Source organism: Pseudarthrobacter cremeus, from assembly GCF_051857465.1.
GTDB lineage: Bacteria > Actinomycetota > Actinomycetes > Actinomycetales > Micrococcaceae > Arthrobacter.
Genome location: NZ_JBPZHC010000001.1, coordinates 756,661 through 779,488 on the forward strand (window position 1 = coordinate 756,661; position 22,828 = coordinate 779,488).

Genomic DNA, 22,828 nt, shown 5'->3' on the forward strand with positions numbered 1-22,828 from the left:
GCCCTGCACGTCCGGCACGTCCGGCATCAGGCACGTCCGAAACGTTTGGGAATATTCGCGCCGTCCTGGCGTTGTATCCGTCGATACATGCAAACGCATGGAAATCTGGTATAGTGAAACCAAGCCCAGGGAACACCAGGAAACGGAAGGCCACACCATGCAGATCGGCGTATTCAGCGTCAGTGACATCACCACTGACCCCACCACCGGCCGGACACCGACGGAGAATGAGCGCATCAAGGCCTCCGTGGCGATCGCCAAAAAGGTCGAGGAAATCGGCATGGATGTCTACGCCATCGGCGAGCACCACAACCGCCCGTTCTTCTCCTCCTCTCCCACCACCACGCTCGCCTACATCGCCGCCCAGACCGAGCGGATCACCCTTTCCACGGCCACCACGCTGATCACCACCAACGATCCCGTCAAGATCGCCGAAGACTTTGCCATGCTGCAGCACCTCTCTGATGGCCGCGTGGACCTGGTCCTGGGCCGTGGCAACACAGCACCCGTATACCCCTGGTTCGGCAAGAACATCCAGGACGGCGTCGAGCTGGCCATCGAGAACTACGCACTGCTGCGCCGCCTGTGGGACGAGGACACGGTGAACTGGTCCGGGAAGTTCCGTACGCCCCTGCAGAACTTCACCTCCACTCCCCGGCCGCTCGACGGCGTCGCCCCCTTCGTGTGGCACGGCTCCATCCGCACGCCGCAGATCGCCGAAGTGGCTGCCTACTATGGCGACGGCTTCTTCGCGAACAACATCTTCTGGCCCAAGGAGCACTACCAGCAGCTGATCGGCCTGTACCGCGAACGCTATGAGCACTACGGCCACGGCAAGGCCGACCAGGCGATCGTGGGCCTCGGCGGACAGTTCTTCATGAGGAAGAACTCCCAGGACGCGGTCAAGGAGTTCCGCCCCTACTTCGACAACGCGCCTGTTTACGGCCACGGTCCGTCCCTGGAGGACTTCACCTCGCAGACACCGTTGACCGTGGGCAGCCCGCAGGAGGTCATCGAGAAGACCCTGACGTTCCGTGAGTACTTCGGTGACTACCAGCGCCAGCTGTTCCTGATCGACCACGCCGGCCTGCCCCTGAAGACGGTGCTGGAGCAGCTGGACCTGTTCGGCGAGGAAGTGCTCCCTGTGCTCCGCAAGGAGTACGCGGCCCTCAAGCCGGCGCACGTGCCGGATCCGCCCACCCACGCCGGCCGCGTTGCCACGCTGATGGCTGCCCAGACCAGCGAAACAGCTTCGTCGGAGGCGTGATGGCAACCGAGCGGAATGAATCATCGGTCCGCCTGGCCGCGGAAACCTGGGAGTCCCTGTTCCGGGCCCAGGTTGCGGTCATGCGGAAACTCCAGGCCGGTCCCGCCTTCCGGGAGGTTGCCGTGAACGAGTACGACGTGCTGTTCACGCTCTCCCGGTGTCCGTCCGGCTGGCTCCGGCTCAACGAACTCAATGACCATGTGCTGCTGAGCCAGTCAAGCCTCAGCAGGCTGGTTGAGCGGCTGGAGAAGCGCGGGCTCGTTGACCGGATGCCGGCCCCTGACGACCGCCGCGGAGTGCTGCTGAAGCTGACGGAGGAGGGGGCCGCCCTGCAGAAGGAGATCGGCCGCGCCCATGTGCGGGACATCTCCAGCCTGGTGGGGCCCGCCCTCACCGCCGCCGAGCAGAGGGAACTTCAGCGCCTCACAGAGAAACTCCGGCACTCGGCGGGAGCCCGCCCGGCGAAGCAGGACAACCAGCCAGGCAGTACTGCTAGCTGAGCACAACCAGCCCTGCAGGATCCTCCACGGGCAGCACGCCATTGACCACAGCGGTGACGCGCAGCTCGTTCAGGGTCAGGCTGCCGCCCACCGTGGACAGGAACGCGGTGTCGGACGAATCGCGGCCTGCAGTGATCCGCAGCATCGACTCCCGCGGGGCGAGCCCCGTGGGGTCGATGACATGCCACGCCCCGTTGACATGGGCTTCGGCCACAGCATGGAAGTCCATCGGGCTCAGCCCGGGCGCGTAGACCGCGGCAAGCCGTGCCGGGATGTCCTTGGAGCGCAGCAGTGCGATGGCAAGGTGCGCGAAGTCCCGGCATACTCCCCTGCGGTGCAGAAGCGTCTCGACGGCGCCGTCGGTACCCCTGGAGGAACCGCTGATGTAGCGCAGCTCGCCATACACCCAGCTCCGGACTGCGTGGAGCAGTTCCTCGCCGTGCAGGCCGCCGAATTCGGCATAGGCTGTGGGCAGCAGCCGGTCGGACTCGGCATAACGGCTGGGCCGGACGTACCGGATGAGTTCGGCCAGGGTGGCATCCTCGGGGACGGCCCGGCCTGCCACGGTGGCTGAGTAGTCCACCACCACCTCGGAGGGTTCGGCGAACTCCATGTAGTGGATCCGCCCGCCATGATGGTCCGTGAGTTCACGGACCGGGACGGGGCGACCGCCGGCCGTGACCGTCAGGGATTCTGAAAATGAGGTGTAGCCGGAATTCCTGGCTACAGCGACGGCCAGGGCTGCTTTGGTGTCGGCCACGGTCTTGAAGACCATCCGTGCGGCAACGGTGCGTTCCATGTATCTCCGGGGTGTGGGGTAGTGGCAGAACTTCCCGCACTGGCCCGGCGCTCATGGAGCCGGCGGCAGGACTAGTTTTTGATCTCCAGAGACATTAGCATCCGCTGGACGTTGGCAAATTCAACGCTCTCGCTGACGTACTTGGCTGCCTGGTCAAGAGTGTCATACGCCTTGGCCGGAGCCACCTTCTCATCCGGGGCGAAGGCCTTGAGCACCGCCACGTCGCCGAACGAGTAGTCGCCCTTTCCGGCCGGCCCGCGGACAATATTCCGGAGCTCACATGCACGCCCGTCCGCACCGCCCACGATATTGGTGATGCCGTAGGAACCGAAGTACCGGTAGCCCTGGATGACGCGGAACACGACGTGCGGGGCGATGGTTCCATCTCCCGTGAGTCCGGGGAGCTCCACCGGCACGCTGCTGACCACTACGTAAGGCTTCCGCACAGCCTCGGGGCACTCAGATGACGACGCCGGCAACCCGGTCCGCAGCGCGGCCACGAACGTGCCGTCCTGCTTCTTCACGTCGATTCTCAAGGCGCCGGGCATGGTCCCGTCCTCCGGCGTGACGGACTGGGCGATCCATTCCTCCGGCAGGTCAAAACTTATGGTCTTGGCAGGATCGGTAAATGTCTTCCAGGAAGCGGCTGTTGCGGCCGGACCGGGCGTCGGGGAAACCGACGCATTTGGCTCCGAAGCCGTTGGACCGGACGTCGCCGGGCCGCTTGTGCCGCCCGGACCCGCGCCCGCGCTGGAGGATGTGTCCGGCTGGGCTGTCCACGCCGGGGCGCTGCCGCCAGGGGCGGTGCACCCGGCCACCAGCGTCCCCGCAGCAAGCAGTACTGCCGCCCGCAATGCCCATGATGTCGCCCTGCATCTCATGCCGCCAGCTTAACGGTGAAGGCAGCATGCCCGTGGCGGGGCCGGGGTGCGTGTCGCTGCCCGGACATTTCCCCCTGCCCAACAGGGCTAGGCTGGTGGCTATGGCGGAAGAGCAGTACGGCGCGGACCACGGGAGCCTGGCGGATATCTCCGCCCTCGACATTGCAGACTGGCGGCTACGGACGTTTGCCCTCTACGACACTGTGCGGAGAATTGCCGCTGACAGCCCTGCTGAGGCTCATTCCCACTGGCGGCATGAACGCGACAGGATGTTCGCAACGCATCCGGCGTCCGCGCTCAGCGCCCGGGACAAGCAGCAGTTCTCGGGCCTGAAGACGGCCGACTACGACCCCATCTACCGCTTTCACGTACCCCTCACACTGCAGGGCGCGGGCCGGGAGATGAGCGTGGACACGGGCACCGACGGCGTGGTCAATTTTGTCCGGCTGGGCACCTTCGACCTTCCCGAGATGGGCCAGCTCGCCGTCTGGAAGCTGCACGGGTACGGCGGCGGGATCTTCGTTCCGTTCCGCGACGCCACTGCCGGCCAGCCCGGTGGGAGCTACGGCGCGGGCCGGTATCTCCTGGACACCATCAAGGGCGCCTTCCACGGCGTCCGCGGTTCCGGTCCGGATGCCGAGTTCGTCCTGGACTTCAACTTTGCCTATAACCCGTCCTGCGCCTACAACGAGGCCTGGGCCTGCCCCCTGGCCGGGCCGTCCAACCGCCTGGCTGTCGAGATCCCGGTGGGCGAACTGTACTGACCCGGGCAGGACGTAGGATGTCTTGATGACTCCCAGCGCTCCACGCCGCCTCGCCCGTGTCCGTCCCGCCCGTGTCCGTCCCGCCTCCTTTGCTGCTCCTGACGAGCAGTTTTTCGTGGCCAATGACGCACCGGACTTTGACTCCGCCGCCGGCCGGTCATGGACATTGGTCGATTCGCCCTTCAGCGCATCCCGGGCGAATGCCGCCAGCCCCGCGCGGCCCGGGTGGGAGACCGGCACCGTGGTGGACCAGGATTCGTTCACCTTCCTGGCGCCCTCGGTCCCGGTCAACGTCCTGGGCATGGCGCACAACACGGGCAAGCCGGGCCGTGACCTCCCGCCACAGGCATTCCACAAGGCCGCTTCCAGCGTGATCGGACCCGGGGATGCCATCGAGTTGAGCTCCACGGTCGGCTACGTCGATCCCGAAGCGGAACTGACCATCGTCATCGGCCGGACAGCCCGCGGCCTGACCCTGGACACCGCCCGCAGCGCTGTCCTGGGATTCACCATCGGCAATGACGTCTCGGCACGCGACCTGCAGAAATCGGACGAGCTCTGGATCAGCGCCAAAAGCCAGGACACCTTCACCCCGGCGGGCCCGTGGATCGTCACGGACCTTGATGATTCCGACCTGTCCATAGGCATCATCCACAACGGCGCGGAACTGAAGCACGCGTCCAGCTCCGACCTCGGCTGGAAGGTGGACGAGATCCTGGTCTACCTGAGCTCCTTCATGACCCTGCAGCCCGGTGACCTGGTGCTGACCGGCTTCCCGGCTGAGTGTGCCCGCATCCAGCCGGGCGACACGGTGGTGTGCCGGGTCGAGGGCATCGGGGAACTCGCCAACCCGGTCCGGACGGCCTCCTGGGAGAAAACGCCTGCTTGATATGTCAGGCTGGACCCATGGAAACCCCTGCTGCGCCCGCCACCCAGCTGGCGCAGCAGCCCACCCGCCACGCGCCGGCCACCAAGCACTACCGCGGAATCTACAGGTTCCCCGTGGTCCGGCAGCTCGTCCGGTTCACCGGTGTGGGCATCCTCTGCACCGCCACCTCGCTCGCACTTTATGCCCTGCTGCGCCCCTTGCTCGGCCCTCAACTGGCGAATGCGGCCGCATTGATCCTGACGTCACTGATGAATACAGCCCTGAACCGCCGGCTGACCTTCAGGATCGCCGGGCAGCACAGGATGGCCCGGGACCATCTGCACGGCGTGATCGTGATTGCCGTGGCACTGGTCATCACCGGCGGCAGCCTCGGCGTACTCCACTGGCTCCACCCCGAGGCCACCGTGACGGATGAGCTGTGGACCACCACGCTCTCAGGATTCCTGGCCACGGCGGTGCGCTTCACCATGCTCCGGCACTGGATTTTCCGCCGCGCCCGCCACATCTAGGGGCGCACCACATCCAGCCGGCATCACCCGCGGCCCAGGGTACGGACACTCCCGACGGCGGTTCCCACGGCCTGCGCCGCAGCCGCAAGGTCCTCGCCGCTGACGGTCGAATCGAAGCTGAAACGCACCGCTGTCTGCGCCACCTCCGCTTCCAGGCCCATGGCTGTGAGGACCGGCGACGGTGCATCCGAGCCCGCAGCGCATGCCGACCCGCTGGAGCACACCACGCCCTGGCGCTCCAGCTCCAGCAGCACCGATTCGCCGCTCGTGCCCGGGAAGCAGAATGACGCCACCGAGGGCAGCCGATCGGTGGGGTGGCCGGTCAGGACAGCCCCTGGAACGGCCCGGAGGACCTGCCGGATGAACCCGTCCCGCAGCGAGGAGACGTGGGCTGCCAGCCGCTGCGGACCGGACTGCGCCAGGGTCAGTGCCGTGGCCAGTCCTACCGCACCCGCAACGTTTTCAGTTCCGGACCGCCGCCCGCGTTCCTGGCCGCCGCCGTGCACCAGCGGCTCGATGCGGGTGCGGCCACGGACGTAGAGTACGCCGCAGCCTTTAGGTGCCCCGAGTTTGTGGCCAGAGATGCTCAACGCATCCACGCCCAGGGTTTTGACGTCCAGCGGCAGCCAGCCCGCAGCCTGGACGGCGTCGGTATGAAACGGAATTCCCCGCGCATGGGCCAATTCCGCCAGCCGCGCGACCGGCTGGACGGTCCCTACTTCATTGTTGGCATACATCACGCTGACCAGCGCGGTCTCCGGCCGGAGAGCGGCGGCGAGCGCCTCCGGCGTCACACGGCCGGTGCCGTCAACCGGAACCATGTCCACGGCGAACCCATGGAACCGCTCCAGATATCGTGCCGACTCCTCTACGGCCGGGTGCTCGACGGCGCTGATCACCACCCGGTTGTGCTCGGGGTCCGCAGCCTGCCGGGCCAGCGCAATCCCCTTGATGGCCAGGTTGTCGGCCTCGGTCCCGCCCGAGGTGAACGTCACCTCGCCGGAGCGGCAGCCCAGGACACCGGCCACTGACGCCCGGGCGTCCGCGAGCGCTGCGGCAGCCGCTTCCCCGAGGGAGTGATGGCTGGAAGGATTGCCGAACTCCCCCGTCAGATAAGGCCACATGGCGTCAAGCACTTCCCGGCGGACGGGGGTGGTGGCCGCTGCATCGAGGAAAATCACGGCCTGTTCACTTCACGCTCAGCTCGACGTCCAGGCCCAGGTCCAGCGCGGCCACGCTGTGGGTGAGGCCGCCGATAGAGATGACGTCGACTCCAGTGGCGGCAATGCCGGCCACCGTCTGCAGGTTCACGTTGCCGCTGGCCTCCACCCTGGCGCGGCCGCCCACCTGCGCCACTCCCGCCTTCAGCCCGTCGAGGGTGAAGTTGTCGAGCATGATGGTGTCCACACCGGCCGCCAGCACCGGCTCGATCTGCTCCATGCTGTCCACCTCCACTTCGAAGTGGGTGGTGTGGCCAAGCTGGGCTTTTGCCGCCGCCAGCAGCTCCGTCAGCCTGGCCGGGTCACCGCCGGTCATCACTGCCAGGTGGTTGTCTTTGGCCAGGACGGCGTCGGAGAGGCTGTACCGGTGGTTGGCCCCGCCCCCGCAGCGGACTGCGAACCGTTCCAGGATGCGCAGGCCGGGTGTGGTCTTCCTCGTGTCGGTGATCCGGGCAGCGGTGCCGTCGGTCAGCTTCACGAATTCCGCGGTTTTGGTGGCGATGGCGGACATCCGCTGGACCAGGTTCAAGGCCACCCGTTCAGCCAGCAGGACCGAACGGGCCCTGCCGCTGACCCGCGCGAGGTGCGTGCCGGCGTCGAACGTTTCCCCATCGGTGAGCAGCAGCTCCACTTCGGTGTCCGGATCGACGAGCAGCATGGCGTCCCGGAACACAGTGGCGCCGCTGAACACCCCCGGAACCCTCGCGTTCAGGACCGCACTGGCCCGGGCCTCTGCCGGTATCAGCAGCTGGGACGTGATGTCCCCGGCGGGTGCGTCCTCAGCTAAGGCCCGTTCCAGGATTTCCCGCACCGGTGCGGAAGGAAGCGTCAGTTCAAACACGGCTGTTTTGCTCATTGACAAGGCTCGCTTTCGGGCGCATTCGGTAGCTCTCTTCAAGTTCTTCGATCAAGGCCGCATCGCCCGGGCTGTCACTTCGGTAGTGGGCGCCCAAGGACACCCGCCGCGCCAACGCAGCGCGAACCAGCAGCTGCGCAGCAAGCAGAAGGTTGGCATCCTCCAGCTCCTGAGGGTCACCGTCAGCGGGAACCACCTCAGGGCGTACGACGCCGGCCCAGGCCCCCAGCGCAGCCTCCGCTTCGAGCAGCAACACTCCATTGCGGAGCACCCCGGCCTTGGCAGTCATCAGCCGCCGAAGGGCATCCCGCGAAAACGGCGCAGGATCAAGGGCCGGTCTGAAGCCGGTGGCAGCTTGGGCTTCGTCGAACGGTAATCCTCCGCGTGCTCCCCACGATCCCCCTCGCCTCGCAAGCTCGGCCAGGGAACCCTGATCGCGTGGGCCCACGGCCGCAAGCAGCCTCTCCTTGACGCACGCTTCCGGATCACCGCCCGACGAATCAGACTCGCCCCGCAGGAAACTTTCAACCGCGCGCCGCCCGAAGACCAACCCTTCGAGGAGCGAGTTGCTGGCCAGGCGGTTTGCGCCGTGGACCCCGGTGCAGGCGACTTCGCCGGCGGCGTAGAGCCCAGGAACCGATGTCCGGGCGTGGAGATCGGTGGCGACGCCGCCCATCCAGTAGTGGGCTGCCGGAGCGACCGGTACCAGTTCGCGGGTCCAGTCGATGCCGGCCTCGCGGGTTCGGGCGGTCAGCGTAGGGAAGCGCTTTGTGAGGAAGCCGCGTCCCTTGGTCAGTTCGATACCCCGGGCATCAAGGTACACGTGGCCGTTGGGGTCGCCGAGCTTGGCCAGGTGCAGGGCGATGCTGCGGGAGACGACGTCGCGCGGTGCCAGTTCGGCGTCTGGGTGATATTCGGGCATAAACCGCTTGCCGGTGGAATCCACCAGGACGGCGCCTTCGCCGCGGACCGCTTCGGAGATGAGCATCGGCTCCGGCTGGGCGCCGGCAGGATTCACCAGGCACGTGGGGTGGAACTGGAAGAATTCGAGGTCTGCAACGGTGGCGCCGGCGCGCCAGGCGAGGGCAAGGCCGTCCGCGGTGGCAACGGCGGGGTTGGTGGTCTGGGCAAAGAGCCGGCCGGCACCTCCGGTGGCCAGCAGCACGGCGTCCGCTGCGATGGTGACCGTCCCGCCGTCGTGCCTGAAGCGGACCCCGTTCACCCTGCCACGGGTCTGACGCAGCGTGCTGGCGTGGGCGTGGGAGAACAGTTCGATGGTTCCGCTGGCCTGCCGCGCCAGGACGGCGCTGATCAGGGCGTCGGCCACGCCGGCGCCGGTGGCATCGCCGCCGGCGTGCAGGATCCGCGGCGCGGAATGGGCGGCTTCGAGCCCCAAGGAGGGATCGCCGTCGTCGTCCACGTCAAAACGCACGCCGAACCGCTGCAGGCCTGCAATGTCCTGGCGCGCCTGGGTGCACAGCAGGCGCACTGCCTCTTCGTTGCAGTGCCCGGCCCCCGCCTTCAGCGTGTCAGCGATGTGCGCCGCCACGGTGTCCCCCGCCGCGGGCTCGTCCAGCACTGCCGAGATGCCGCCCTGGGCGTACCAGGTGTTGCTTTCCTGAAGGGCTCCCTTGGTCAGCAGCACCACCTCGGCGCCGGCGTCCGCCGCCAGGAGCGCGGCGTACAGGCCGGCGATGCCGCTTCCCACGACGACCAGCCGCCGTGGGTCGGTCACAGTCATTACGGCCTCGCGGCGAGCATGCGCTCGAGCGCGGTCTTGGCGTTGTCCTGCACGGAATCGGCGACCGTGATGCGGTTGACGATGCGGCCCTCCACGAGTTCCTCCAGGACCCAGGCGAGGTAGCCGGGGTGGATCCGGTACATAGTTGAGCAGGGGCAGATGACCGGGTCCAGGCAGAAAATGGTGTGCTGGGGGTATTCCGCGGCCAGCCGGTTGACCATGTTGATTTCGGTGCCAATGGCGAACGTAGTGGGTTCGGTGGCAGCGGCGATGGCCTTCTTGATGAAGTCGGTGGATCCGGCGGAATCCGCGGCGTCCACCACCTCCATGGGGCACTCCGGGTGCACGATCACGTTGACTCCGGGGAAGTCGGCGCGGGCCTTCTCGATCTGCCCCACGTTGAAGCGCTTGTGGACCGAGCAGAAGCCGTGCCAGAGGATGACGCGGGAATCCAGCAGTGCCTGTTCGTCGTTGCCGCCTAGTTCTTTACGCGGATTCCACATGGGCATCTGCTCCAGCGGCACCCCCAGGGCCTTGGCGGTGTTGCGGCCCAGGTGCTGGTCGGGGAAGAACAGGACCCGCTGGCCGCGTTCGAAAGCCCATTCCAGGACAACCCTGGCATTGGAGGAGGTGCACACGATGCCGCCGTTGCGGCCGCAGAAAGCCTTCAGGGCTGCCGAGGAGTTCATGTACGTGACCGGGATGACCGGGACGCGGCCGGCGTCGTCCTTTTCTGTTCCGAAGATCTCCTCGAGCTGTTCCCAGCACTCCTCAACCGAGTCGGTATCGGCCATATCGGCCATCGAGCAACCTGCCGCGAGGTTGGGCAGTATCACGGCCTGCTGCGGGGTGGACAGGATGTCCGCGGTCTCGGCCATGAAGTGCACGCCGCAGAAGATGATGGCCTCGGCGTCCGGCCTGGTCAGGGCCGCGTTCGCGAGCTGGAAGGAGTCACCCACGAAGTCGGCGTACTGGATGACTTCGTCGCGCTGGTAGAAGTGGCCAAGGATTACCGCACGGTCACCCAGCTTTTCCTTGGCGGCACGGATGCGCACGTCAAGTTCGGCGTCGCTGGCAAGCTTGTATTCTTCCGGCAGTTGGCCTTGGCGCTGGGTGGCGGCAGGGGCAATGTCTGCGCTGGATGCACCGGGGCCGTAGGCGGGCGCGCCGGCGAGCGCCTCGGCAAGGTCGTACTCCCACGGGCCCTTGGCCAGCGCAGGACTGCAGGTGGCGGTTGCCTTGCCGGCGGCCTTATTGGCTGCGGCCTTCCCGGCCTGTTCCCGCGTGATCAGCTGGATTGCCGTGTTGACGCTCATGGTGTGCTCCTGTTGTCGGGGTCGAGGCCGGGGCGGCCGGTGAAGCGGTAGAGACGTGGCGGGCGGTGTTTGCCGCCCTGGAGGTATTCGCCGGTTTCTTCGATCTCCGGCGTGGACTTGAGCTGGCGGCGGAAGTTGGCCGGGTCAAGGCGGGTGTCCAGGACGGCTTCGTAGACCTCCCGGACCTGGGCGAGCGTGAAGTACTCCCCCAGGAAGTGGTAGGCCACAGAACCGTAGGCCAGCTTGTTCCTCAGGCGGAAGAGCGCGTAGTCCACAATGGCGTTGTGGTCAAAGGCCAGGTCCCCCACTTTGTCGGCCCGGACCCACTTCACGTTTTCCGACTCATCGGCGAGGGCGGCCTCCGTGGGCTGCACCAGCGCCCAGTAGACAATCGACACAACACGCTGGGAGGGCGAGCGGTGCAGCCCGCCGAATGCATAGAGCTGCTCCAGGTAGCTCGGAGCCAGTCCCGTGGTCTCCTGAAGGTTCCGCGATGCCGCGTCCTGAAGCGATTCAGTGTGCGTCAGCGGCCCGCCCGGCAGCGCCCAAAGGTCCTTGTACGGCTCACGTATCCTGCGTACCAGGGGAAGCCAGAGGGTGGGGCGGCCGGAGGACTCACTTGGCCTGAGCGCGAAGATCACAGTGGAGATGGCGAGCGAGGGCGCTGCTTTCGCCCGCTCGGACACGTTGGCTGAAGTGCCGTACATCGATTCCACCCGCTTTCCGTTCATCCACGCCGGCGCCTGGCCGCGGCTCGAGTTAAAGTCAAAATGACTAGAACTGATTCTACGTCCACTCCCGTCCGAATCAAAATGTTTCGCTGCCGCCACTGCGCGTACATGAAGGCGGGCCCCCACCCTTGAAGGCGGCCGGTCAAACCCCGACCCGATGACCCATGCGGCAGGCGGCGCCATTGCCGGTGTCCGGGAGCCATTGCTAAAAGCGGTAATGTCAGTTGGTCCCGTCGCGGACACCCCTACCCTCCAAGAAGGTTCCCAGGCATGACACTGCAGTCCACCCGGGTGCGGCCCGAAACGGCGCATCCCGCCCACACCATGAAGACCCGCCAGCTCACCATGATGGGGTTGGGAAGTGCCATCGGAGCCGGCCTCTTCCTGGGCTCCGGAGCCGGGATCCAGGCCGCTGGACCGGCCGTGCTGATCTCTTACTTCGTTGCCGGCACGCTCATCATCCTGGTGATGTGGGCCCTTGGCGAGATGGCAGCCGCACACCCCGCAAGCGGCGCGTTCTCCGTCTACGCGGAGATGGCACTGGGGAAAACGGCGGGCGCCACCGTGGGCTGGCTGTGGTGGCTTCAACTGGTAGTGGTCATCGCCGCGGAAGCGCTCGGAGCCGCCGGGCTGCTGGCCACGGTCTGGCCGGCCCTCCCTGTCTGGGCGCTGGCGCTGGTCTTTATGTTCGTATTCACTGCCATCAACCTGGTGGGCGTCAGGCATTTCGGTGAGTTCGAGTTCTGGTTCGCCATCCTGAAGGTGGCTGCCATTGTCCTGTTCCTGGCCGTGGGCGCCGCCCTGCTCCTGGGGCTCCTCCCCGAGGTGGCATCCCCCGGGCTGGCGAACATCACCACAGATTTCGCTCCCGCGGGACTGGGCGGAATCGCAACGGCATTGTTTGTCGTCATCTTCGCCTTTGGTGGAACCGAGATCGTTGCCGTGGCCGCTGCGGAAACCGAGGACCCACAGCACAGCGTAGGCAAGGCCGTCCGGACAGTGCTGTGGCGGATCGTTGTCTTCTATTTCGGTTCCGTTTTTGTTATCGCAGCCGTTCTTCCCGCCACTGCCGAAGGTCTTGCCTCGCCGTTTGCGGGTGTTCTCGATGCCGCCCGGATCCCCGGGGCAGGAACGGCAATCACCCTCGTGGCCGTCGTCGCACTTCTCTCCGCTTTGAACGCCAACCTTTACGGCGCTTCCCGCATGGTGCACTCGCTCGCCCAGCGTGGCGTGGCGCCGCGCTTTCTCGCCACACTGGGCAAGGCCGGCGTGCCGATGCCCGCCGTCGGCGTCTCAGTGGCTTTTGGGTTCGCTGCCACGGTTCTGGAACTGCTGTTTCCAGACAAAATCCTGCCCGCGCTGTTCCAGTTGGTCGGCTCAACGTGCCTCGTGGTGTGGGGCACGGCCCTGGTCTCGCAACTGATTCTCCGGCGGCGTGCGGACCGCAGCGGCACCCACCTGCCCCTTCGGATGCGATGGTTCCCGGGACTGACCTTTGTTGGCCTGGCGCTGCTGGGACTGATCTTTGCCGTGGGCTTCAGCGCCGAGAGCACCCGGTCCCAGCTCTTCAGCACCATCGCTTTGATCGCCGCCCTCGCCGCTGCGTGCTGGTTTTGCGGCCGGGCAGCGGCCTCCCGGCAGGAATCGGCGGGCCGCAACTGACCCGCATCCGGCGTACCGCCCCGAGCGGCCAGCCGGAGCGGAGACATTCACCGGCAGGGCTGAAAACGGCGAAATCCGCTGTTGAACTGCCCGGTCCGCGGGCAGGTAAAGTGGTGCCTACCTTCGGTGGACAGCGCGACAGCATCAATGTCGGCGGGCCGCTGACCGTGTTTGAGGTACCGGGCAATGCCGCCGGCATCGCGGACACGGTACCCAAGGATGACGCACCGAAGCGCCGGGTCCGCCTGAGCGCCGTACTTGATGATGAGGACTGACACCATGAGCGGCAGGCACACCGGCGAGATGCATTCCCACACAGTGGAAGGCACAGATCCCCAGCTGTATGTGCAGGTGCATGAACCCGCCTCCGACGCCGGGCTCCGGCCCGTCCTGCTGCTGCACGGGTTTTCGTCCTCCAGCAAGCTGAACTGGGAGGACACCGGCTGGGTTTCGGCTCTTCTGGAGGCGGGCCGGCGTGTCATTACCGTGGACCTGCCCGGGCACGGCCGCAGCGGCGCCCCTGAGGACCGCGACTCCTACTCCCCCAGCCGCATCCGCGCGGATCTGCTCCAGATAGTTTTCGACGCCGGCGTGCGGCCCCTGCACCACGGCGACCCTTCCAGCGGCGTGGACGTGGTGGGATACTCGCTGGGTGCACGCCTCGGCTGGGAGTTCGGCGCCACGCAGCCCGAAATTGTCCATCGCCTGGTCCTGGGTGGACCGAACATCAGTGATCCGCTGGCCGCCTTCGATCTCGTGGCGGCACAGCGTTACCTCGCCGACGGAACCCCCATTGCCGACGAATCCACTGCAGGGCTGCTGAAGATGGCCATGCTCATGCCGAGCAACAACATCTTCGCGCTGCTTTCGCTGGTCGAGGCCATCAAGGACGAGCCCTTTGACCCGGCCGAGGCTGTGCCCCATATGCCGATGCTCCTGGTGGCGGGCGATAAGGATGAGCGCGCAGCCACCATGCCGCAACTTGCCGAACTTGGGAATAAGGTTGGCTCCATGGCCGAACAACTGGTCCTGGCCGGGCGGAACCACACCAATGCCATCACCAGCCGGGCTTTCAAACAGGGTGCCATCGCCTTCCTCGCTGTCTGACCCCGGCCGCGGCCTGTTCAGCCCCGGGGCCGCAGCTGCACGTTGGGAAGTACCGGGGCGGGCAAGGGTGCGGGCATGTTCTCGGGATAGGGGCCAAAGCGGGGGTAGGGCGCCCCGTCCGGGTAGGTGCCATCTTCGAGTGGCGTGCCCGCTTCGGCGCCGATCTCGGCCTGCCAGGCGGCCCGGTAGGCAACCACCTCTTCATGGGTCCTCCCGATGAAGTTCCACCACATGACAATCTGTTCGCCCAGGGGCTCGCCGCCGATGATGAGGACCCGCACCGGGTTTACGCCGGCCTCCAGCACCAGGGATGACCGTCCAGCTGGCAAGTACACGAGGTGGTCCACCGGCACCTGCCCGCCGTCGAGCCGCAAGTCGCCGGTGTCCAGCAGGATCCCGTGCTCGAAGGTCCGGTCCAGCTCCAGCTCGAGCCGGGCGCCAGGCTTCAACACCGCCTCAGCGCCCAGCAACGGCGGAGTGTAGGTCTCCACCGGCGACGTCGAGCCGGCCAGCGAGCCGAGGAAGACGCGCACCTCGGTTCCGTCGCCCAGGACCGCTTCCGGTGCGTAGTGCTCAAAGGTCGGGGGCATATGCCGGGTTGCCTCCGGCAGGGCGAACCACAGCTGCGCACCGTGCAGGATGGAGGTGTCCGGGGTAGAAAACTCCTGGTGCGAGATTCCCCTGCCCGCGACCATCAGGTTCACCTCGCCGGGACGGACCACAGCGGTGAATCCTGCCGAGTCACGGTGTGAGATCTTGCCCGAAAACAACCAGCTGACCGTCGCCAGGCCCGTGTGCGGGTGCCGGGGTACGTTCATCCCGCCGGATGCCGGCACAAGGTCGGGTCCGTAATGGTCCACAAAGCACCAGGCACCGATCAGGCTGCGGCGCTTCTGCGGCAGCGTACGCCTGACGTCCATGGCGCGGACCCCACCCAGCGGAACCTCCCTCGGCGGGAGGACCTCGGCGTCGCCGAAGGTTTTCTCAAAGGCACAGACAACTTCTTCGGGAACGGTTTCGAGGTTGCTCATGGGTCAAGTCTAGGTCGGGCAGGGTGTGGGGCACCGGGCTTCCCGCCGCTGCCGGCACGGAAGGTAGGCTGGAAGCGGGGTGGCGACAGAGCCTGAGAGGGAGCAATGAGCACGCGTTATGAGGACCGCACCGATGCCGGCGAAAAGCTGGCAGCAGTGCTGACGCAGTTCCGCGAACGTTCCGACGCCATCGTCCTGGGCCTTGCCCGCGGCGGCATACCCGTGGCGGCTGCGGCCGCCAAAGCGCTCTACCTGCCCCTGGGGGCCGTCCTCGTCCGGAAGCTCGGCATTCCCGGACATGACGAGACCGCGTACGGCGCCCTGGCCTGGGCCGGCGGACGGGTTGTGCGTGTCCTTAACCGCCCCCTGATTGCCCGGGTTTTGGACCACGGTGTCCGGCAGGAGTGGCTGGACGAGGTGGAACAACGCGAACGGGCCGAACTGCTCCGGCGGGCGGAGACCTATCCCGGGATCCGCCACGATCTGAGCGGCAAGACCGTCCTCCTGGTCGACGACGGCCTTGCTACCGGAGCCACCATGCGCGCAGCCGTGGAGGCGGTACGCGCCGCCGGCGCAGCCAAAGTGGTGGCGGCTGCACCGGTGGGTTCTGTAGAAGCCGAAGAGGCTGTCTCGCGGGTCTGCGATGCCGTACTGTGCCTGCACCTTCCCGGCAAGTTCCGTGCCGTCGGCAGCTTCTACCGGCACTTTGAGCAATTGACTGACGAGGATGCCGTCAGCTTCCTGAGCCAGTAAGCAGGCTGCCGGTCCGGCGAAACTCCCTTCCGCCGGTTGCAGGAACGGCGGGACCCGGCCAGATGGCCAGGCCCCGCCGTTCGATGACGCAGGGAAGTTTCTAGTGGTGGCTGCTGACGCCGAGCGGGCGGCCCTTGGTTTCCCCGGCCAGGAGTACGCCGATTGCCGAAATAACGCACAGGATCATGATGTAGATACCGATGGATCCGGTCCACTTGGTTGCCTGCATCAGCGTCTCCGCAATGGTGGCTGCGAAGGCGCCGCCCAGGATCGCACCGAACGCGTAGCCGATGGAGATGCCTGAGTAGCGGACGTTGGCCGGGAACATCTCGGCATACATGGCGGACATCGGGCCGTAGGACAGTCCAAGGCCGATGGTCAGGACAAAAAGCGCCACGCCGTAGAGCATGATGTTCTTGGTATCGATCAGGGCAAACATCGGGATCATCCATGCGAACACAATGCCGTACCCGATCAGGAACGTCTTGACCCTGCCGATCTTGTCGGAGAGCCAGCCCCCCACGAGTGTGAAAATCAACCAGCCGAAGGATGCAAGGGTGGTGGCCAGCAGGATCTCGGCGACGGGCATCTTCAGCGTCCTGGTGGCGTACGAGATGAAGAACGCGATCAGCAGGTAGCCGGCGGCGTTGTTGCCGATGAAGATCATGGTGGAGTAGAGCACGGACTTCTTGTGGAACTTGAGCAGCTGTCCGAGCGGGGCCTTGGCCTTCTCCTTGCGCTCGATCATTTCCTTGAAGACCGGGCTCTCGGCTACAGCGCGGCGGATGAGGTAGCCCACCACAATCAGGACGATGGAGAGCAGGAACGGCACCCGCCAGCCCCAGGCGCCGAAGTCCGCCTTGGACATGCCGGTGTTGAGGAAGTAGAGCAGGCCCGTGGCCAGGATCATGCCAACCGGAACGCCGATCTGCGGGTAGGCGCCGAAGAGGCCCCGCTTGCTCCGGGGAGCGTGCTCAACGGCCATCAGGGCTGCGCCGCCCCATTCACCCCCGGCTGAGAAGCCCTGGATGATGCGCAGCAGGATCAGCAGGACCGGGGCCCAGACTCCGATCTGGGCATACGTCGGAAGCATGCCGATCAGGGCCGTCGCGGCGCCCATCATGATGAGGGTGAAGACCAGCATGGCCTTGCGTCCGAGCCGGTCGCCCAAATGGCCGGCGATAACGGCACCGAGCGGACGGAACAGGAAGCTGATGCCGATGAGCGCGAAGGAGAGGATCCGTGCCAGGCCCGGATTTGATTCTTCAAGGGGCGTAAGGAACAGCGGGGACAGCAACGTTGCGGTCAGCTGGGCGAAGATGAAGAAGTCGTACCACTCGATGGTGGTGCCGACCAGCGTGCCGGCGAGGACCTTGCGTTCCTCATGCTTGCTGCTGGGGCCGGTCTCTGAGTCGACGTGTGAAGTTGCGGTCATTGGAACTCCGTGGCTGGGGGCAGCGCCGGTTGGGTACGCGGCTGCCAAAGGTGATTTCAGGCCAAGCGATTTACTGATCGAACGGTCAGTTAGTACGAGACTACCCGAGCATGTGACTAATCGCACTAATTTTTTGATTACAGCTGCAATGAATTCTATATTTGAACTTATTATTCGCAATCAGGACACGTTCCGCGACCGGCTGACCATGGCCCGGGCCCCCGTGCCGCCCCCTAGGATGGAAACCATGACTCCCACCGCCGCGGCCTCAGCAGGACAGGCACCGGCTTCCCCGTCCCAAACCCTTTCGCGTGGCATCCGCGCACTGGAGATTCTGGCTGCCGCTCAAAGTCCGTTGACCATTGCCGAACTTGCCGATGCCATGGGGGTTCACCGGTCCGTGGCCTACCGGATCCTGCGGACCCTGGAAGACCATTCCCTGCTGGTGCGCGATGATGCCGGCAAAGTCCAGCCCGGCCCCGGGCTGGCTGTTCTGGCCAGGGGCGTTTCGCGCAATCTGCAGACAGCTGCCCTCCCGGAGCTGACCCAACTCGCAAATGCCCTGAGCATGAGCGCTTTCGTGGCGGTGTGGGACCGCGATGACTGCGTGACGTTGGTGACTGTGGACCCGCGGCATACCGGAGCCGGCATCGTCCAGCACCCCGGCTCCCGGCACCCGGTCAGCGCCGGTGCCCCCGGGATTGCCATCCAGTCAGCGTACACAGAGGCGGATTGGCAGGCGGCTGCCCCGGGCACACCGTACCGGCCGGAGGCGGCGGAAGCGCGGAGCCGGGGCTATGCCGCCAGCCACGATGAGGTCATTGCGGGGGTCTCCTCCGTGGCCGTTCCTGTCCGGGTTCCCGGCGGCAGGCCCGCTGCCCTCGCCGTCGTGTACATCCGGGCCGGCCAGGATCCCGACGAGGTAGCCGCTTCGCTGGTGGCCAGTGCCGGGCGGATCGAAGCACAGCTGGGCTGAAGGCTCCCCGGCCCCTTGCGGTGCCACCTGCAGTACGCTAACCGCCGACGGCGTTGGTATGTCTGACAGGCGGCACGGGACCGGCTGTCAGACCAGTACCTCCGCGGCGTCGGAAATCCGGAGGGTGGAACCGTTGCGTCCCTTAAGGACCTGGAGCTGTGTCCCAATCCGCTGCTTCATTTCGCCGACGTGGCTGACGAGGCCCACCACGCGCCCGCCGTCGCGGAGTCCCTCCAGTGCGTCCATGACCTGTTCCAGGGACTGTTCATCCAGGCTGCCGAAGCCTTCGTCCACGAAGAGCGTCTCGATCTGGATTCCGCCGGCTTCCTGCTGGACAACATCTGCCAGTCCCAGCGCCAGCGAGAGGGATGCCATGAACGATTCGCCGCCGGAGAGGGTCGAAGTGTCACGTCGGTGCCCCGTCCATTGGTCGACAACTTCCAGGCCCAACCCGGACTTTGCGCCGCGAGCGGCCTTGGCGTCCGAATGCTGCAGCAGGTAGCGGCCATCGCTCATGGCGACGAGGCGTTCCGACGCCGCCAGCGCCACCTGTTCAAGCCGGGCCGCCAGGACATAGCTGTTCAGGCTCATGCGGTAGGTGTTCTCGCCGCGGCCTGCGGCGGTGTCGGCCAGCGCCGCCAGCAGCTGCGCGTGTTCCCGCGGCCCCCGTCCGGTCCCTGCCAGCCGCCCGTACTCCTTGAGGATGGCGGCCAGGGATTCCACGCTGCGTGAGGCGATGGCTGCGGCCAGGTCAGCGTCCCGCGCCTCCCGCGCGGCCTGGTCAGCGGCTGCCTTCAGCTGCGCCTCCCTGGCCACTTCCAGGGCCTCGTCCACGGCCGGATCGGCCTGCGCTTCCTGCTGCGCCAGCAGCAGCTCTTCGGACGCGAACAGCTCGGCGATCCGGGCCTGCTCATCCTGTCCGGCCCGAACATCGGCAAGCAGGGCAGCAGCCTCGGTTTCCGGCAGCAGCTGTGCAAGTGCGTCCTCAGCCGAGCTGAAGCCCGCCTCCGGCAGTGCGTCCTCCAGCTGGACCCGGGCGTCGCGGGCGCGGGCCTCAGCCCTGTCCAGCTGCGCCTGGGCCGTCAGTGTTTTCTCCAGGGTGTCAGCGGCATCCTGCAGGGAGCGCAGCCTGTGAGTGAGGCTGCGGTGCCCGCCACGCAGGCTCGATAGCGCTTCATCAAGCGAGGCCAGCTGGTCCGAGACCTCCGCTATGGCAGCAGCCACCCGGGCAAGTTCGGACGCCGCGCTGTTCGTCTCGGACTCCACGGCGGCAATGCGGCCCTCTTTTGCCTCGAGCTGTTTGCGGACCTCAGCCAGATCCGTCATGGCAGTCTGTGAAGCCCGGGCGGCGCTGCGGGCTGACTCAACAGCCCGCAGAGCCTCCTCTTCGGGGGTGTCTCCGCCCTGGCCGGCCAGCACGGCCACCAACTGGTTGGCCTCACCCAGCGCTTTGTCCAGCGTGGAGAGCGTGACCTCCGCGGCCTCATGGGCCTGCTGGGCCGCTTCCTCCGCCTGACCCAGACCGAGCGCTGAGGCTGCCGCCTCTGCGGGAGCCGGGTGCGCCTCGCTGCCACAGACAGGGCAGGACTCCCCCTCCACCAGGTGGGCGGCGAGTTCCGCCGCGGCGTTGGCGAGTCTTTCTTCCCGCAGATCGAGCCAGCGGAGTTTCTTTTCCAGCTGGATCTCCCGGGCCGCGGAATGCCGGCCTGCTGCCAGCTCCCTGGACGCCACGGCAGACCTGTAACGGCGGACAACATCGAGAAGTTCTTCCGCGGCGTTTGCTTCCTTGGCGTGCAGCGTTGCAGCCGAGGCCAGCTCCTCGAGGGGCTGCAACCCGGCGGCCATGCCTGTGAGCTCCGAGCGCAGGCTTTCCAGCAGATCCCCGCGTTCGCGTTCCGATTGGGAGAGTTCCTGTTGCTTCGTGACCAGGGAACGGCGGCGTGCGGTCAGCTCCGCGAGGCGTTCCTGGTCCGGCAGCCTGGCTTCCACAACGGCAAGCAGGGACCGGAGCCGGCTGAGCTCGCCGGCGATGTCCAGAGACCCGGTAACGCCTGGACCGGCATCAGCCGTGGTTGCACCGGGCCGGTCAGCGTCCAGGGCGCCCAGGTCCAGCTGTTCCAGCTCGGGTTCTTCCTCCACAGCCATCCGCAGCAGGGTGAGCGCCGATTCCATGGCCCCCGCCGCATGCAGCACCTGGTTCCCGCTCGCCTCTACGGCCTGCAACTGTCCACGGAGCACCTCAGCGCGGCGGTGCTGTTCAAGCCGCGCCGTATGAAGCTCAAGTGTCGGAACAGCCATCTCAGCAGCTGCCTTGCGGGCCTCGGCAGCGGCCAGCCTGCGCCGTCTTTCCCGCCGCGCAACTTCGGTCTCGAGCCGGTCTGATGCAAGCCTGCCTGCCGCTGCCGCTGCCGCCGCGGCCGATGAGAGTTCGGCAGCGTTGCGTGCTGCCTCCGCCTGCAGCCATGCGATCCGCCCGGCAGGGTCCTCATCGGCGTCCACACCACAATGATCGAGGCCCAATGGTGAGGCATCCGCTTCGGCGCGCGCCGACAGCAGCTCAAGCTCCGCGTTCAGCCGTGCCACATTGTTCCGTGCGTTCTGGGACTCAGCCGACAGCTCCTGTTCCAGCGCCTCAAACCGCTGGGTGCCGAAGAGTTTTTGCAGCAGTTCCAGGCGGTCAGAGGCCTTGGACCTCAGGAACGCCGCAAAATCGCCCTGGGGAAGCATCACGACGCGGGTGAACTGCTCCCGGTCCATGCCCAGCAGTGCGGTGATCTCGGCGCCGGCTTCATCGTTGCGGCCCGACTTCTCCGTCCAGGCTCCGGCGATCCGTTCGCGGAGGAGGGTCTTGGCCTGCTGCGTGGTGAAGCCGTTTTTGCCCCGGGCACTCGGCTTCTCCCACGATGGGGACCTGCTGACTTCAAAATGGCGCCCCTGGGCGGAAAACTCACAAGTGACCGCCGGTTCCAGCGCGGGCTCTGCGTGATCACTACGGAGCCGCTTGCCCTCCTGGCGGGCGCCCGGCACCGATCCGTACAAAGCGAAGCAGATCGCATCGAGCACACTTGTTTTGCCGGCTCCGGTGGGTCCGTTCAGGAGGAAGAGACCGTGGGCGCTCAGCCTGTCGAAGTCGATTTCCTCCGTGCCGGCAAAGGGCCCGAAAGCGGAGATTCTGAGGCGGTGGATTCTCACAGCGACGCCTCCCGGAGGCGCACGTTGTCCAAGGCAGCGGCCAGCGCCGCCCGTTCGGGCTCATCGGCATCCCGTCCCCGGACGTGATCCAGGAATCCGCAGCAGACGGACAAATCGTCCTGGGCTTCGGCGAGCCTGCTGCTGTAGCTTGCGGCCGCCTTGACTTCGCCCCCCTGGGGATCGAAACCGAGGACAAGGGTATCGGGGAAACGTGCCCGCAGCCGTTCCATGGCCTGCTGCGGCCTGTGGGCATCTGTCAGGGTTATCTGGCAATATGCTTCCTCAGCCCACGCATGCCCGCCGGACTCCAGCAATTCGGCAATATCGCCACGCAGCACGGCCAGCTTCCGGGGCGGCTCCCACGTCAGTTCCGAGACACGGCTGACGCCGCCCGGGCCGACGTCGATCAGCCAGCTTCCTTTGGTGTGTTTGGCTTCCGAGAAGGAGTAAGCCAGCGGTGAACCCGAGTACCTGACGGTGGGCGAGAGGGTCTGCCGCCCATGCAGGTGCCCCAGTGCGGCATAGCTGAAGCCGTCGAAGAGGTCCAGGGGTACCGCCCCCACTCCGCCGATGCTGAGATCCCGCTCGCTGTCGGAGCTGATTCCGCCGCTGGCAAAGGTGTGTGCCAGCACCACTGAGTGGACCGCTCCGGCCTTGGTGCGCTCTGCGAGGTCCGTGCGGATGCGGCTGGTGGCGGCGCGCGTAACCTCGAAATGGCTGGCGGGCTCAACCCCCAGCGGCTCGGCCACCAGACGCGGCTCGAGCCAGGGAATCCCGTAGATGGCCAGGACCGCGCCGTTTCCCTGTCCGCCGGCGCCGGGTTCGAGGGGCAGGATGATGGGTTTGTCCAGGTCCGCCAGCCTGGTCCGCAGATGGACGCCGCCCCGCTCCAGCAGCCGGGAGGCGAATCCCAGCCTGATGGCGGAGTCGTGGTTGCCGCTGGTCAGGACGACCTGGGCGCCGGCAGCAGTCAGCCTGACCAGGGCATCGTCCAGCAACCCCACGACGTCGACGCCTGGCAGGGCGCGGTCATAGACATCACCGGCAATCAGGACGACATCGACCTGATGATCGGAGACGGCGCTGACGAGCTGGTCGACGAAGGCCCGCTGGGCGTCCAGCATCCCGACGCCGTGGAACGACCGGCCCAAATGCCAGTCCGATGTGTGCAATAACCGCATATTCCTACGCTATCGGCT

Annotated in this window: 22 protein-coding genes; 11 read left to right on the forward strand and 11 right to left on the reverse strand. The window is 66.5% G+C overall.

Going from position 1 to position 22,828, the window contains the following annotated elements:
* The first annotated feature begins 157 nt into the window (after positions 1-157).
* Both ACS5PJ_RS03380 and ACS5PJ_RS03385 read left to right on the forward strand, forming a co-directional pair.
* Positions 158-1,267: an LLM class flavin-dependent oxidoreductase gene (locus ACS5PJ_RS03380; RefSeq protein ID WP_439433569.1), complete on the forward strand. Its 1,110-nt coding sequence runs from the start codon at positions 158-160 to the stop codon at positions 1,265-1,267.
* Positions 1,267-1,767 (forward strand): MarR family winged helix-turn-helix transcriptional regulator, encoded by a 501-nt coding sequence (locus ACS5PJ_RS03385; RefSeq protein ID WP_439433480.1) that lies wholly within the window; start codon positions 1,267-1,269, stop codon positions 1,765-1,767. Before ACS5PJ_RS03380 ends, ACS5PJ_RS03385 begins: the two co-directional genes overlap by 1 nt.
* Here ACS5PJ_RS03385 and ACS5PJ_RS03390 read toward each other — a convergent pair.
* Together ACS5PJ_RS03390 and ACS5PJ_RS03395 are read right to left on the reverse strand one after the other, a co-directional pair.
* Positions 1,760-2,566, reverse strand: coding sequence for a transglutaminase-like domain-containing protein (locus ACS5PJ_RS03390; protein WP_439433481.1), 807 nt, complete (start codon positions 2,564-2,566; stop codon positions 1,760-1,762). The genes ACS5PJ_RS03385 and ACS5PJ_RS03390 overlap by 8 nt on opposite strands.
* 71 nt (positions 2,567-2,637) lie before the next feature.
* Complete coding sequence (locus ACS5PJ_RS03395; protein WP_439433482.1) at positions 2,638-3,114, reverse strand: hypothetical protein; 477 nt, start codon at positions 3,112-3,114, stop codon at positions 2,638-2,640.
* On the opposite strand from ACS5PJ_RS03395, the gene ACS5PJ_RS03400 reads away from it, so the two are divergent.
* From ACS5PJ_RS03400 to ACS5PJ_RS03415, 4 genes are all read left to right on the forward strand, one after another.
* Positions 3,113-3,460, forward strand: a complete 348-nt coding sequence (locus tag ACS5PJ_RS03400; RefSeq protein ID WP_439433483.1) for a hypothetical protein — start codon at positions 3,113-3,115, stop codon at positions 3,458-3,460. The genes ACS5PJ_RS03395 and ACS5PJ_RS03400 overlap by 2 nt on opposite strands.
* Positions 3,461-3,548: 88 nt before the next feature.
* Positions 3,549-4,211 carry a DUF1684 domain-containing protein gene (locus tag ACS5PJ_RS03405; RefSeq protein WP_439433484.1) on the forward strand — a complete coding sequence of 221 codons (663 nt, stop codon included), beginning with the start codon at positions 3,549-3,551 and terminating at the stop codon, positions 4,209-4,211.
* Positions 4,212-4,236: 25 nt separating this feature from the next.
* Positions 4,237-5,100 (forward strand): fumarylacetoacetate hydrolase family protein, encoded by an 864-nt coding sequence (locus ACS5PJ_RS03410; RefSeq protein ID WP_439433485.1) that lies wholly within the window; start codon positions 4,237-4,239, stop codon positions 5,098-5,100.
* 17 nt (positions 5,101-5,117) lie between these two features.
* On the forward strand, positions 5,118-5,609 hold the full coding sequence (locus ACS5PJ_RS03415; protein WP_439433486.1) for a GtrA family protein: 492 nt from the start codon (positions 5,118-5,120) through the stop codon (positions 5,607-5,609).
* A gap of 23 nt (positions 5,610-5,632) precedes the next feature.
* Here ACS5PJ_RS03415 and ACS5PJ_RS03420 read toward each other — a convergent pair whose 3' ends face one another.
* From ACS5PJ_RS03420 to ACS5PJ_RS03440, 5 genes are read right to left on the reverse strand one after another with little or no spacing between them, the layout of a single operon-like run.
* The gene (locus ACS5PJ_RS03420; RefSeq protein ID WP_439433487.1) at positions 5,633-6,790 is read right to left on the reverse strand and encodes a cysteine desulfurase family protein; all 1,158 of its coding nucleotides are present in this window, start codon (positions 6,788-6,790) and stop codon (positions 5,633-5,635) included.
* A gap of 7 nt (positions 6,791-6,797) precedes the next feature.
* The gene (gene nadC / locus ACS5PJ_RS03425) at positions 6,798-7,685 is read right to left on the reverse strand and encodes a carboxylating nicotinate-nucleotide diphosphorylase (RefSeq protein ID WP_439433488.1); all 888 of its coding nucleotides are present in this window, start codon (positions 7,683-7,685) and stop codon (positions 6,798-6,800) included.
* Positions 7,663-9,426, reverse strand: a complete 1,764-nt coding sequence (gene nadB, locus ACS5PJ_RS03430; RefSeq protein WP_439433489.1) for an L-aspartate oxidase — start codon at positions 9,424-9,426, stop codon at positions 7,663-7,665. The genes nadC and nadB overlap by 23 nt, the downstream gene beginning before the upstream one ends.
* Positions 9,426-10,742, reverse strand: a complete 1,317-nt coding sequence (gene nadA, locus ACS5PJ_RS03435) for a quinolinate synthase NadA (protein ID WP_439433490.1) — start codon at positions 10,740-10,742, stop codon at positions 9,426-9,428. The genes nadB and nadA overlap by 1 nt, the downstream gene beginning before the upstream one ends.
* Entirely contained in the window at positions 10,739-11,449 is a 711-nt protein-coding gene (locus ACS5PJ_RS03440) for an NUDIX hydrolase (RefSeq protein WP_439433570.1), read from the reverse strand. Before ACS5PJ_RS03440 ends, nadA begins: the two co-directional genes overlap by 4 nt.
* Before the next feature lie 294 nt (positions 11,450-11,743).
* On the opposite strand from ACS5PJ_RS03440, the gene ACS5PJ_RS03445 reads away from it, so the two are divergent.
* The 3 genes from ACS5PJ_RS03445 to ACS5PJ_RS03455 all read left to right on the forward strand — a co-directional run bounded on the left by ACS5PJ_RS03445 (position 11,744) and on the right by ACS5PJ_RS03455 (position 14,242).
* Positions 11,744-13,135 (forward strand): amino acid permease, encoded by a 1,392-nt coding sequence (locus tag ACS5PJ_RS03445; protein ID WP_439433491.1) that lies wholly within the window; start codon positions 11,744-11,746, stop codon positions 13,133-13,135.
* A 113-nt stretch (positions 13,136-13,248) separates the two neighbouring features.
* Positions 13,249-13,410: a hypothetical protein gene (locus tag ACS5PJ_RS03450; RefSeq protein ID WP_439433492.1), complete on the forward strand. Its 162-nt coding sequence runs from the start codon at positions 13,249-13,251 to the stop codon at positions 13,408-13,410.
* Between the two features lie 4 nt (positions 13,411-13,414).
* Positions 13,415-14,242, forward strand: coding sequence for an alpha/beta fold hydrolase (locus ACS5PJ_RS03455; protein ID WP_439433493.1), 828 nt, complete (start codon positions 13,415-13,417; stop codon positions 14,240-14,242).
* A gap of 17 nt (positions 14,243-14,259) precedes the next feature.
* On the opposite strand, the gene ACS5PJ_RS03460 is transcribed toward ACS5PJ_RS03455, so the two are convergent.
* On the reverse strand, positions 14,260-15,273 hold the full coding sequence (locus tag ACS5PJ_RS03460) for a pirin family protein (RefSeq protein ID WP_439433494.1): 1,014 nt from the start codon (positions 15,271-15,273) through the stop codon (positions 14,260-14,262).
* A 105-nt stretch (positions 15,274-15,378) separates the two neighbouring features.
* Between ACS5PJ_RS03460 and ACS5PJ_RS03465 the strand changes: the two genes are divergently transcribed.
* Positions 15,379-16,026 (forward strand): phosphoribosyltransferase, encoded by a 648-nt coding sequence (locus ACS5PJ_RS03465; protein ID WP_439433495.1) that lies wholly within the window; start codon positions 15,379-15,381, stop codon positions 16,024-16,026.
* Between the two features lie 100 nt (positions 16,027-16,126).
* On the opposite strand, the gene ACS5PJ_RS03470 is transcribed toward ACS5PJ_RS03465, so the two are convergent.
* Positions 16,127-17,461, reverse strand: a complete 1,335-nt coding sequence (locus ACS5PJ_RS03470; protein ID WP_439433496.1) for an MFS transporter — start codon at positions 17,459-17,461, stop codon at positions 16,127-16,129.
* Positions 17,462-17,708: 247 nt separating this feature from the next.
* Between ACS5PJ_RS03470 and ACS5PJ_RS03475 the strand changes: the two genes are divergently transcribed.
* Positions 17,709-18,437: an IclR family transcriptional regulator gene (locus ACS5PJ_RS03475; protein WP_439433497.1), complete on the forward strand. Its 729-nt coding sequence runs from the start codon at positions 17,709-17,711 to the stop codon at positions 18,435-18,437.
* Between the two features lie 87 nt (positions 18,438-18,524).
* On the opposite strand, the gene ACS5PJ_RS03480 is transcribed toward ACS5PJ_RS03475, so the two are convergent.
* Complete coding sequence (locus ACS5PJ_RS03480; RefSeq protein WP_439433498.1) at positions 18,525-21,629, reverse strand: AAA family ATPase; 3,105 nt, start codon at positions 21,627-21,629, stop codon at positions 18,525-18,527.
* Positions 21,626-22,810, reverse strand: a complete 1,185-nt coding sequence (locus ACS5PJ_RS03485) for an exonuclease SbcCD subunit D (protein ID WP_439433499.1) — start codon at positions 22,808-22,810, stop codon at positions 21,626-21,628. The genes ACS5PJ_RS03480 and ACS5PJ_RS03485 overlap by 4 nt, the downstream gene beginning before the upstream one ends.
* Positions 22,811-22,828: the final 18 nt, after the last annotated feature.